Origin of the sequence: Pseudooceanicola antarcticus (genome assembly GCF_900215355.1) — a bacterium.
Taxonomy (GTDB): Bacteria; Pseudomonadota; Alphaproteobacteria; order Rhodobacterales; family Rhodobacteraceae; genus Pseudooceanicola; species Pseudooceanicola antarcticus.
Genome location: NZ_OBEA01000003.1, coordinates 501,313 through 512,258, shown reverse-complemented (window position 1 = coordinate 512,258; position 10,946 = coordinate 501,313). Strand labels below are relative to the sequence as shown.

9 protein-coding genes are annotated in these 10,946 nt (G+C 65.8%); 4 read left to right on the top strand and 5 right to left on the bottom strand.

The window, feature by feature from the left end; translation table 11 throughout:
* The first annotated feature begins 321 nt into the window (after positions 1 to 321).
* Entirely contained in the window at positions 322 to 1,146 is an 825-nt protein-coding gene (locus tag CRO50_RS10345; RefSeq protein ID WP_143516893.1) for a hypothetical protein, read from the top strand.
* A gap of 336 nt (positions 1,147 to 1,482) precedes the next feature.
* On the opposite strand, the gene CRO50_RS19925 is transcribed toward CRO50_RS10345, so the two are convergent.
* Positions 1,483 to 1,839 carry a hypothetical protein gene (locus tag CRO50_RS19925; protein WP_143516892.1) on the bottom strand — a complete coding sequence of 119 codons (357 nt, stop codon included), beginning with the start codon at positions 1,837 to 1,839 and terminating at the stop codon, positions 1,483 to 1,485.
* A 383-nt stretch (positions 1,840 to 2,222) separates the two neighbouring features.
* Here CRO50_RS19925 and CRO50_RS10335 point away from each other — a divergent pair, with 383 nt between their 5' ends.
* Positions 2,223 to 3,170, top strand: a complete 948-nt coding sequence (locus CRO50_RS10335) for a DMT family transporter (protein WP_097145811.1) — start codon at positions 2,223 to 2,225, stop codon at positions 3,168 to 3,170.
* On the opposite strand, the gene CRO50_RS10330 is transcribed toward CRO50_RS10335, so the two are convergent.
* Positions 3,088 to 3,780: a thiamine diphosphokinase gene (locus CRO50_RS10330; RefSeq protein WP_097145810.1), complete on the bottom strand. Its 693-nt coding sequence runs from the start codon at positions 3,778 to 3,780 to the stop codon at positions 3,088 to 3,090. The two genes, CRO50_RS10335 and CRO50_RS10330, sit on opposite strands and share 83 nt — an antisense overlap.
* A gap of 158 nt (positions 3,781 to 3,938) precedes the next feature.
* Between CRO50_RS10330 and CRO50_RS10325 the strand changes: the two genes are divergently transcribed.
* Complete coding sequence (locus CRO50_RS10325; RefSeq protein WP_097145809.1) at positions 3,939 to 6,146, top strand: hypothetical protein; 2,208 nt, start codon at positions 3,939 to 3,941, stop codon at positions 6,144 to 6,146.
* A gap of 98 nt (positions 6,147 to 6,244) precedes the next feature.
* On the opposite strand, the gene CRO50_RS10320 is transcribed toward CRO50_RS10325, so the two are convergent.
* Positions 6,245 to 7,057 (bottom strand): crotonase/enoyl-CoA hydratase family protein, encoded by an 813-nt coding sequence (locus tag CRO50_RS10320; RefSeq protein ID WP_097145808.1) that lies wholly within the window; start codon positions 7,055 to 7,057, stop codon positions 6,245 to 6,247.
* 174 nt (positions 7,058 to 7,231) lie between these two features.
* Positions 7,232 to 7,738 (bottom strand): hypothetical protein, encoded by a 507-nt coding sequence (locus CRO50_RS10315; protein WP_097145807.1) that lies wholly within the window; start codon positions 7,736 to 7,738, stop codon positions 7,232 to 7,234.
* Positions 7,739 to 8,046: 308 nt separating this feature from the next.
* On the opposite strand from CRO50_RS10315, the gene CRO50_RS10310 reads away from it, so the two are divergent.
* Positions 8,047 to 9,153, top strand: a complete 1,107-nt coding sequence (locus tag CRO50_RS10310) for a pyridoxal phosphate-dependent aminotransferase (protein WP_097145806.1) — start codon at positions 8,047 to 8,049, stop codon at positions 9,151 to 9,153.
* A 136-nt stretch (positions 9,154 to 9,289) separates the two neighbouring features.
* Here CRO50_RS10310 and CRO50_RS10305 read toward each other — a convergent pair whose 3' ends face one another.
* Positions 9,290 to 10,501: a pyridoxal-phosphate-dependent aminotransferase family protein gene (locus tag CRO50_RS10305; protein ID WP_097145805.1), complete on the bottom strand. Its 1,212-nt coding sequence runs from the start codon at positions 10,499 to 10,501 to the stop codon at positions 9,290 to 9,292.
* Positions 10,502 to 10,946 lie beyond the last annotated feature (445 nt).

Here is a 10,946-nt window from a genome sequence, read left to right as displayed (position 1 = left end):
GCCTAAATGCGCGGCTGGAGACAGCACGCCTGGCATGTCCGCTTCCTGCGCATAGCGGCCACTCGTGGCGGTCGCAGCGAATGACTGGACCCAGCCTTTCCAAGACATTTGTACCAGATGCAGCATGTCGCCAGGCACGGACACGAAGGGCGGGAAGCTGCCATTCGCTGCGTATCGCACCAAGGCCTCCATAGCGGGATGGAGTTGTCATTCGACATCGGCGCTTCAACGGATAATCTAATCCATCCGCGATCATCAGGCTATCACGTCTTACATAAATGATTTAGGTGTTGATTGCAGCACGTTCAGGAACGGATGACTATGGCAACACCAACTCTGGAACTGACGAAGCAAGCGGGAGTCAAGCCGTTAACCAGCGAGGTCTACCGTTCCCTTAATTTTGATGCGCGTGGAGAGTTGCTTTTTGCGTGGCCTGACAATAACGGGTCAGTATTCGTTGATTGCGTCGGAGTCTGCCATGAGCCTTTGGAATTCAAGCGCCAGGACCTCCAATTTCCCGCCGCTCAGAGGTTTTCAGATGGCCGATGGCTCATAACAAATAGTCGTTGCAGAGAATCCGAAAGCAACGCCCGAGTTTTCTCGCAAGATTTGAAACTTCTCCGCGAGTTCCGATTGGGCGACGCGATCGAGAATGTCATCGTCGATCGCAAGGATGGTATTTGGACCGGATACTTTGACGAGAACCCCTTGGGACTACGTGAGTTCTCGGATACTGGCGACCTGCTATATGATTTCAAAAATTCCTCTGGCCATGACATTTTCGATCTCTACGCGATGCATCTGGACCTGAGAGGCGACATATGGATCTATCCGCATACAGACTTTTATCTTGCGCGAATTTCGAATAGGGTCGCAGAGATCATCATTGAAAGGTGCCCCGTCGAAGGCGCCAATGCAATCTTGGTTGGTGGCAATCATATCGCCTTTTTCGGTAGCTATGACGGCGATGGCGTATTCCTCTTTGATTTCAGGTCGAGGGAAGGGCTGCTGGTCGAACTGACAGTCGGCGGCAAGCCAGTCGAACGACCCTTAATCGCAACCAGAGGAGAAACAGCCGCGCTGCTCTGTCAAAATTCAATTTACAGTGTCACGCTTACGAACCTGATCCACGCGATCAAGGGTTAGGCAGCAATACATTTGCTCGCTCTTCATACGACCTACGATCTGACATCCACGCAGGCTAGACAATAAAGTCGGACGTTCGCGGCGTTGCAGAAATGCGGTAATTGGCTCGAAGCCGACCTTCGCCGCACCCGGGTCAAATGCCCGATCTGGGCCGGAAGCGCTCCGCGGACCCGGTTCATTTGGGCGAGGAGCCTGCCAGACTACCGCACGACCGCTTCGAGCCCAAACTGTTCGATTCTGCGCTGTGTGCGAATGTCGGTGTTTCCAGCATAGTCCAAAAAGACGAAATCAAGTTGTCTCGTCTGGATCACACCATTAAACCGTGGGATCAAACACCTATGCCCTGAACTGGCTTTCGTAGGCTTCAACATGCTGCGGGAACAACGTTGCATAGGATGGTTCGCTAACACCAAGAGCATCCACAAGTATTTCAATGTCATTTTCGTCAAATTCAAAGAGATGCAGGACAACATCAATACACTGAACTCTGCGCCCATCTTCCATCTTCAAAATCAAACCATTCCAGATTTTGTAGTCCGGTTCGTTTTGTATTTGCGGCGGCACAGACGTTCGAAACTTAACAAAATCTTTAGTTGGTTGGAATTCACCTTCCGCACACCCCATCGGAGCATCACCGCCCTTCGCGAGATCCGTGTCTCCAATATACAGGTCTCCATGAAATATTTTGTACATCGCCGATCACCGCCTTGGGTCAAAATTCTGGTACGTATAGCTTCGGTTTCGAGTAACTACTATGTCCTTGCACTTTACCCATTTACCGGGTGTGCGATATCAGCCGTTTCCAGTAGGACTTTCCTAAAGCCGCCATTGCAACAAGTGAACTGAACGGCAGAAAAGTCCGCGGAGCTGACCTTGGCATGCCATGTTGCACGATGCCACCGATGGCCAGTTTGAAGAAGCTGCACCGCAGCGAGGCCAGACTTGGCGAAGGTCGGCTTAGGGCCGAAAGCGACAGCCGCTCCGGGCGCGCGCCCTTTCGAGTGCAACGTTCGCTCCCTGCGCCCAGCCCCCCATCCCCCATGGACTTCCCCCCGCCCCGCCCCTAGCGTCTCGGCATGAGCAATACCGACGACAAGCCCCTCCTGGGCATTTCCCTCATGATGGGCTTCTGCCTGCTGGCCCCCTTGGGCGACAGCCTCGCCAAGCTGCTGGGAGAGGTCATGCCCGTCTTCGCCCTGCTCACCGCGCGTTTCGCCATGCAGGCGCTCTTCCTGGGGCCTCTCGTCATTCTCGGGCGCCGCCGCTGGCGCATGTCGGCGCGGGCGACGCGGTTCACGCTCTACCGCACGATCTTCCATATCGGCGGCATCGGCTTCATGTTCACCGCCCTGCGCTACCTGCCCCTGGCAGATGCCATTGCCATTGCCTTCATCATGCCCTTCCTGATGCTGCTGCTCGGCTGGCTGGTGCTGGGCGAAGAGGTCGGGCCCCGCCGGCTTGCGGCCTGCGCGGTTGGCTTTGTCGGCACGCTGATGGTGATCCAGCCCAGCTTCGCCGAGGTCGGCTGGCCGGCGCTGCTGCCCCTGGGCGTGGCGGTCTTCTTCTCGCTGTTCATGCTGGTCACCCGCCAGATCGCCAAGCAGGTGGACCCGATCGCCATGCAGGCGACCTCGGGGGTGATGGCCATGGGGCTGCTGTTGCCGGTGGCCCTGGTCGCCCATCTGGCCGGCTGGACGCAGCTGTCCCTCGTCGTGCCGCCAGAGGGCAGCCTGCTGTTGCTGGCCGGGATCGGCCTCATCGGCTCTTTCGGGCACCTGCTGATGACATGGTCGCTGCGCTATGCGCCCTCGGCCACCCTGGCGCCGATGCAATACCTCGAGATCCCCTTCGCCACCCTCATCGGCTGGCTGATCTTCCGTGATTTCCCCGACGGGCTGGCGCTGATCGGCATCCTGGTGACCATCGGCGCGGGCCTCTACATCATCCTGCGCGAGCGCTCCATGGCGCGGAGCCTGCGCAAATCGACGTTGCCACATCCTCCAGCGCCGCCACCGGCAGTATGACCACCATGCCCGGCTGATCCATGCGCAGCCGCAGCGGGCCCGAGATCCGGTTCGACGTGCCGATGCGGCCATCGGGCGCGAAGTCCAGCCCGTCGATGGGCCATTCCAGCCCCTCTGACCGGCCAGAGGTCAAGCCCATGGGAAACAACGAAAAACGCTCTCCGACAGGGCGATCCAGCACGAGCTCGGGCGGGCAGAGGAAGGCCAGGTCGCTCTCGCTGGCCAGCAGGCAGCGGCGCGCCGGAAAGCGCGCCAGCACCGAAAGCGCGGCCAGCATGTGATCGGAACGCGGCCCGAGAAAGCCCGTGCCGATGACCAGCGGCGCCTCGATCCGGGTCAGGCATTTCTCGAAATCCGTGCTTTCCTGTTCGGCCACGGGATGCAGCGCCGCCTCCGGGACGAGCCGTGCCCAGGTCCCCGAAAGGCTGTCCATGTCCCCGATCACCGCGTCTGGCATACGGCCCGCCCTGAGCAGGTACTCGGCCCCGCCATCGGCGGCCACGACCGGGCCGCAGAGCCGCAGAATCCGTTCCGCGACCGAGCCCGGCACCGCCCCTCCGCCAATCAGCGCGACGGGGCCCGCGCTCTCTACAACCGTCTCAAGACCCATGTTTTTCGGCTCCGATTGGACAGATACCACAATATCGTCACAAAATGAGACCTTCTGCACCTTAGATTCGGTCCGGTTGTGTCTCATCCCGTTAAGCAAGGCAGGTGAGAAAGCCCCCCGTGCAGCGGTCCGTACCGCCAGAACGAGCGAGAAGTAAAGTGGTAGAGTCGAACAAGATCCTGACCGTTTCCTATGGGACCTTCTCCTGTACCCTGGAGGGATTCGACGACGCTTTCGATACGATGAAGGCCATCGCGGAATACTTCCGCGATCTCGCCGCCGATGACCGTTACTTCGGTGCCGAGCCCCCCACCCCCGATGCCGACATGCTAGCTCGCCTGGCCGAGCGCAACACCTCGCGCCGGGTGAATGCGCGCACGGAAGAGGGCAATATCGTGCTCTCTCCGGATCAGGCCGCCGCCACGCAACCCGCCCCCGAGACCGCCAGCCCCCAGGCCGCAGCGCCTGCGCCCGAGGGAACAGCGCCCGCCGCGCCTGTCGCCGAGGCCCCGGCGGTCGCGCCCGAGCCGCAGCCCGAAGCGGTCGACGCCGAGGACGTCTCGGACGACGAGATGCCGCTGCGCCCCCTGCGCGCGCCGCGTATCGCCGCCGCCCTGGCCGCTGCGGGCGATGCTGCCCTGCTGGCCTCCGAGCCCGAGCTGGAGACGGCCGCCTCCGGGAACACCGCCCAGCTTTCGCAAGACACGGCCGCGGTCGAGGCCAGCGGCCCGACCGAAGCGCCCCAGCCCCCCGCCGAGGACAACTTCGATCTGGCGGATGCGGCCCCCGAGCTCACCCTGCCCGAGGTCGACGCCCCCGAGCTCGACCTGAGCGACCCCGAGGGTCCCGAGGCCGAAACCCTGATCGAAGACAGCATCGAGGCGCTTCTGCGCGACGAGGTCACGGCCAAGGAAGACTTCGCGGCCGCCATCGCGCTGGACGACGTGACCCCCGAGGCAGAGACCTCCCCCGAGATCGTCGAGGCCCAGGAACTGGCGGAAGAGATGCCTGTCTCGGAAGCCCCAACGCAGATCGAGGACGAGAGCGTAGAAGACGTGGCGACCCCCGACCTGACGCCTTCGGGCGAGGGCTGGGATTCCATCGCCGAGGCCGAAGAGGCCATCGCCATTGCCCGCGCCGAACCCGACGACGGAGAAGAGCTGCCACCGGCCAGCCTTGGCCCCACGGATGTGGCGCTGAAACTGCAACGTATCCGCGACGTGGTCGCGCGCCGCCGTCAGGCGGCTCTGCTGCCCGAAGCGCAGTCTCCCCAGGCGCCCGAAGCTGAAGCCCCCGCCGCTGAAGAAACCGTCGCCGAAAATACCGCAGTCGAAGCACCGGAGGCCGACACCTCCGAAGCCGTGGCCCCCGAAACCTCAGCCGCAGAAGCACCCGCTCAGGAAAGCCCTGAACCGCTTGCCTCCGATGATCTGCCCGAGGTGGCGGAAGAGGCCCCGCTGCGGCTTGAGCCCGAGGCCCAGGCAGAGGCAGAGGCCCCCGCCCCGCCCCGCCCCATGGCGCGGGTGATCAAGGTCAAGCGCCGCGAGCCCGCCGAAAGCTCGCTCTCGCCCGAGCAGGAAGACGAGCTGCTGCGCGAGCTGGCACAGATCGAGGCCGGGGTGGACCCGGCACCGCAATCGCGCGAACCCGGCCGCAGCCTGCGCGACACCGATCACGGCGCGCAGATGGACCGCATCCTGCGCGAGACCGATCATCACTTTGAACAGGAAGACTCGACGCGCCGCCGTTCGGCCCTGGCGCATCTGCGCGCTGCCGTGGCGGCCAAGAAGGCCGAACGCGAGGCGGGCTCCGACTTCGCGCCGCGCGAGGACACCACCGACGCCTACCGCGAGGACCTGGCCCAGGTGGTCCGCCCGCGCCGCCCGGCCATCGCCCATCAAAGCACCACCCCGGCCCGACGCAGCCTCGCCCGCCCGGCGCCGCTGAAGCTGGTGGCCGAGCAACGGATCGACGCCGGCAGCGCAAGCCCCGGCCCCGTCCGCCCGCGCCGCGTCTCCATCGCCGACCTGGCCCGTGCCGAGGACCCCACGCCCGAGGGCACCGCCAGCGACGCGCCGGATCAGAGCTTTGTCGATTACGCCGCCTCGGTTGGCGCGCGCAGCCTTGGGGAAATGCTGGAGGCCGCGGCCTCCTACATGTCGTTCATGGAGCACCAGCCGCTCTTCTCGCGCCCGCAGCTGATGAGCCGCGTGAAGTCGCTGCAACCCGAGGGGTTCACCCGTGAAGACGGGCTGCGCGCCTTCGGCCAGCTGCTGCGTGACGGCAAGATCCGCAAGGCCGAGGCGGGCCGTTTCTCTGTCTCCGACCTGATCGGCTTCCGCCCCGAGGAACGCGCCGCAGGCTGAGCCCGCCGCCGGCTTGCCCGGACGGTGGCGCAAGGGCGCGCCCGTCCTCTTCCCATTGCGAAGGGATCGCGCAGGACGCGCCGGACCCGCCTTTCCCGTTACTCGAAGACCGGCGCCCGCCCGGCCATGTTGGCGGCGATGACCTCGCGCTGGTGCGTGCCGCCGATGAGCGCGGTCTGCTCCCGGCTTTCCGCCATCAGCACCTCTTCGCGCCCCGCCCCGCTTTCCGCCAGGCCGATCAGCCGCTTCGCCGCGCGCATCGCCGAGGGAGACTTGCCGGCGATCTCGGCAGCCAGCGCCTGGGCGGCCTGCAGCGGCGCCTCGTCGATCTCGGTGACAAGCCCGCAATCCCGCGCCGCTTCGGCCCCGATGGGCTGCGCGCTGTAGGTCAGCCGCCGCAGCACGTCAGAGCGGATCAGCCGGGGCAGCAGCACCATGCCGCCCATGTCGGGCACCAGCCCCCACTTGGCCTCCATGATCGCCAGCCGGGTCTCGGGGTGGGCGATGCGGATATCCGCGCCGACGGCCAGTTGCAGACCGGCCCCGAAGGCCACCCCGTGCAGCGCGGCGATCACCGGCACCGGCAGGTCGTGCCAGACCATGGCCACGCGCTGGTAGAGATTGGCATCGCCATGGGTGCGCGGCATGACCCGCGCCTCGGGATCACCCCCCGCGAATTCAGCGAAGGAGGCCACGTCGAGCCCGGCGCAGAAGGCGCGCCCCTCACCCGCCAGCACAACCGCGCGCAGGTCGTCCCGCCCCATCAGGGCCTCGCCCGCGGCGATGATCGCCTCGGCCATGGGCGTATCGACGGCGTTCATCTTGTCAGAGCGCACCAGGGTGACATGGGCCACGTGATCGCGGATCTCGACCCGCACGCGCGGGTTCTCGCCGCCGAATAGCTGTTCCATGAGATCCTCCTCTTTCCCGAGGCGATCTTCGGTGCCCGCAGGCAGGCTGTCGAGACCCGCGCCCGACGACCAACGCAACGTCACAGGGGGTTGGCTGCCGGGGCTGGCTGCGCGAAGCCTACAAGCCGGACCGGCACCCGCCAGACCGGCGGACCGCGCCCTGCCTTGAGGAGATCAATGCGTGGTGTTCATGCAGACCAGAAGCGCACCGGCATTGTCGGCCAGCGCCTCGTGGCTCTCGTTGATCTGGAAGTCGACGAAGCTGGCGAAACCATCCTCGCTCATGTCCGAGATGTCGTAGCTCGCCGGGTTCTGGATGCCGTAGACATGACGCCCGTCGACCCGGACCATCAGCGCGCCGAAGGGATAGGCCCGGTGCAGCTTGCGATCCTGATGCGGGAAGAGCTTCTGCGCCTCGCGGCCCTGGTAGCCCTGGACGCCGACCTGAGAGAAATCATCGGCATCGACGCTCCAGCCCGGCTGATCCGAAGAGACCATCAGTTGGTTGTGGTAGTCGCTCTGGTTCACACCATCCCTTTGCCAGAGGTTGAAGCGCTGCCAGGACTTGCGCGCATCGACCCGGCCACAGACCCGTTTGACCTCGTTGACGGTGATCTCCAGCGGGACAGCCTCGGGCTCGTATCGCTCGGCCGTGGCAGGCAGAGGCGCGAGGGCGGCCAACAGGAGGGCAGCGGATCGCAGGGCCCTGCCCGCAAGGGTTCGGCGCGCGGAAAACGCCCATGCCTGCGGCCTGGATCTGGGTTCAACTTGCCAAGGGGTCTTCTGTCGGATCACGTTCGGCTCCTGGGTGACGCTTCTCCTGTCTGTCGGAGCGTCTCAAACCGCTTTGGAATACGCAATACCTTCTTGGTACTGGTGTTTCCGCGCAGCAACAGCGGGCGGGGCGCGCCGCGCGCCTCTGCCTCCCCTGACCTGGGGTGCGTGAAAATTCTTGCGCCGCAGCGCAACTCGGGAGTAATGCCCCCGCCATGACGACCAATGCCCGCCTGACCCCGCTTGCCGCCGCGCTGCCCTCCACCGTGCCCTTCACCGGCCCGGAAGAGCTGGAGCGCCGTCGCGGTGCGCCCTTCGCCGCCCGGCTGGGCGCCAACGAGAACGGCTTCGGCCCCTCGCCCCGCGCGCTGGTGGCGATGACCGGCGCGGGCTCGCAGATCTGGAAATACGGCGATCCCGCCAGCCATGACCTGCGCAGCGCCCTGGCCGCGCATTGGTCCTGCGAACTGGAGAACATCGTCGTGGGCCCCGGTATCGACGGGCTCCTGGGCGATCTGGTGCGGCTGACGGTCGGACCGGGCGACGTGATCGTCACCTCCGCCGGTGCCTATCCGACCTTCAACTACCATGTGGCGGGCTTCGGTGGCCGGATCGAGGCCCTGCCCTACCGCGATGACGCCGAGGATCTGCCCGCCCTCATCGCCCGCGCCGCCGAAGTCGACGCCAAGCTGATCTATTTCGCCAATCCCGACAATCCCATGGGCTCCTACATGCCCGGCGCAGAGATCGCCGAAGCGCTGAAGGCCATGCCCGACGGCACCCTGCTGGTGCTCGACGAAGCCTATGGAGAGCTGGCACCCGAGGATGCTGCCCTGCCCCTGCCGGTCGAAGATCCGCGGGTGATCCGCATGCGGACCTTCTCCAAGGCCTATGGCATGGCGGGCGCCCGGGTGGGCTACGCGCTTGGCGCCGCCGAGCTGATCCGCGCCTTCGACAAGGTGCGCAACCACTTCGGCATGAACCGGGCGGCGCAGATCGGCGCCCTGGCGGCATTGCAGGACCAGGACTGGCTGGGCCATGTGCTTGAGCAGGTCAGCGCCGCGCGGGCCGAGATCGCCCGCATCGGAAGCGCCAACGGCCTCATCGCCCTGCCCTCCGCGACCAATTTCGTCACCCTCGACTGTGGCGGCGACGGAGACCGCGCCCGCGCCCTCGTCGCGGCCCTGGCGGAAGAGGGGATCTTCGTGCGCATGCCCTTCGTGGCCCCTCAGGACCGCTGCATCCGCATCTCCTGCGGCCCGGCGGCAGAGCTGGCAGCGCTGGAAGAGGCCCTGCCCCGCGCCCTGGCCCGCCTCGGCTGAAAGCTCCGGGCCCGACGCCCGGGCAAGGCCTGTCCCGCGCAGCTGTGACCCCGGCAGCCCCGGTGCCCCCCGTGGGGCGGGGCTTGCCCCGCCCTCCCCCTACGTGCGGCCGATCCCGTGGGATCGGCCCGCTGGCTCAGAAGGCCACCGCTTCGGGCTGCGCGACCACTTCGGCGGCCTTTTCCAGCGCGCCCTTGCCATGGGGGATCTGCAGCGCCTGCAGTCCGGCCTCGATGACACCGACGGCGCCCAGCACCATGTGGGCATTGAGATGGCCCATGTGGCCGATGCGGAAGAAGCCTGTGCCATGGGGATCTTCCTCGGTCGCCATGCCAAGACCCAGGCCCAGGGTCAGACCGGCGTTCTCGGCGGTCCAGGCGCGCATCTTCTGGCCATTGCCGATGCCGACACCCAGGGCGGTCACCGCGTGGCTGCGCAGGCTGCGGTCGGCGAGGTTGAGCTTCAGCGCCCCCCCCTCGGACCAGCGCTCGCAGGCGGCCCAGACCACGCGGGCCAGGGTGGCGTGACGGGCCCAGACGTGCTCCATCCCCTCGTCGTGCAGCATGTCCAGCGCGGCGCGCAGGCCGAACAGGTGATGGGTCGGCGAGGTGCCGCCAAAGTACTGGTAGACGAACTCGGGCTCGCTGCGCGGCACCCAGTCCCAGTAGCGCGAGACGCGGGGCATCTGCGCCCGCACCGCCTTGGCACGGTCGTTGAAAAAGACGAAGGACAGCCCCGGCGGCACCATCAGCCCCTTCTGAGAGCCGGTCAGCGCCACGTCGACGCCCCAGTCGTCCATGTGGAACTCATCGCAGGCCATCGAGGCGATGCAATCGGCCATCAGCAGCGCCGGGTGACCGGCGGCATCGAGGGCGGCGCGCAGCGGGCGCGGATCGTTGCGGATCGAGGTCGCGGTATCCACATGGCTGAACAGCACGCCCTTGATCTCATGGGCGGTGTCTGCGGTCAGGATCTCTTCGATGCGGGCCGCGTCGATGGGCGACTGGGTGCCGAACTCGACGATCTGCGGCACGAGCCCAAGGCCCTCGGCCATCTCGGCCCAGCCATGGGCGAAACGGCCCGTGGCCGGCACCAGCACCCGGTCACCGGGCTTGTAGAGATTCGAGAGCGCGGCTTCCCAGGCGCCATGTCCGTTGGCGATATAGATCGCCACATGGCCCTCGGTGCGGGCCACCCGCTTCACGTCGCGCACGATTCCCTCGACAAGCGTGACGATATCGCCCTCGTAGATATTGGGCGCGGGCTGATGCATGGCCTGCAGCACGGCGTCGGGCATGACCGACGGTCCGGGAATCGCAAGGTAGGGGCGACCATGGGCAAGGCTCATGTCAGGTCCTTTCACTGAAAACGGAGACGCCCGGCACCGGAAACCCGGTCACTGCCAGTCGCGCGCCAAGCTTTAGCGGCCCGCCCGGCAAGGTCAATCCACAGCGAAAGTCACAGTTTCACTTGCCGCAACGCCACCCCGGCAGGAATGCACAACTGGCAGGCCAGGGAGCCCGGCAGTTGGCCGAAGGTCAGGGGGGCTCTGCCCCCCGTCGCCGTTGGCTCCTCCCCCCGGAGTACTTTCAGCCTGGTGATGGAACAGGTTGCGAAAAGGAGGCTCCCTCCGTCTCGATCGAGAGCGTGCAAGCCCTCAACGGCAAAAGGAGGGTGCCATTCCGGGCGCATGCCCGCGTCATCACCAGGCTGGAAGTACTCCGGGGGAATTGAGCCGCAGGCTCAAGGGGGGCAGCGCCCCCCACCCTGCCGTCCCGCTGCGCCGCGCGCGG

Excerpts from the sequence above, each read along its gene's own strand:
- CRO50_RS10310 (WP_097145806.1), top strand. The coding sequence starts at position 8,047 with ATGACGACCAATGCCCGCCTGACCCCGCTTGCCGCCGCGCTGCCCTCC.
- CRO50_RS10330 (WP_097145810.1), bottom strand. The coding sequence starts at position 3,780 with ATGGGTCTTGAGACGGTTGTAGAGAGCGCGGGCCCCGTCGCGCTGATT.
- CRO50_RS19925 (WP_143516892.1), bottom strand. The coding sequence starts at position 1,839 with ATGTACAAAATATTTCATGGAGACCTGTATATTGGAGACACGGATCTC.
- CRO50_RS10345 (WP_143516893.1), top strand. The coding sequence starts at position 322 with ATGGCAACACCAACTCTGGAACTGACGAAGCAAGCGGGAGTCAAGCCG.
- CRO50_RS10335 (WP_097145811.1), top strand. The coding sequence starts at position 2,223 with ATGAGCAATACCGACGACAAGCCCCTCCTGGGCATTTCCCTCATGATG.
- CRO50_RS10305 (WP_097145805.1), bottom strand. The coding sequence starts at position 10,501 with ATGAGCCTTGCCCATGGTCGCCCCTACCTTGCGATTCCCGGACCGTCG.
- CRO50_RS10320 (WP_097145808.1), bottom strand. The coding sequence starts at position 7,057 with ATGGAACAGCTATTCGGCGGCGAGAACCCGCGCGTGCGGGTCGAGATC.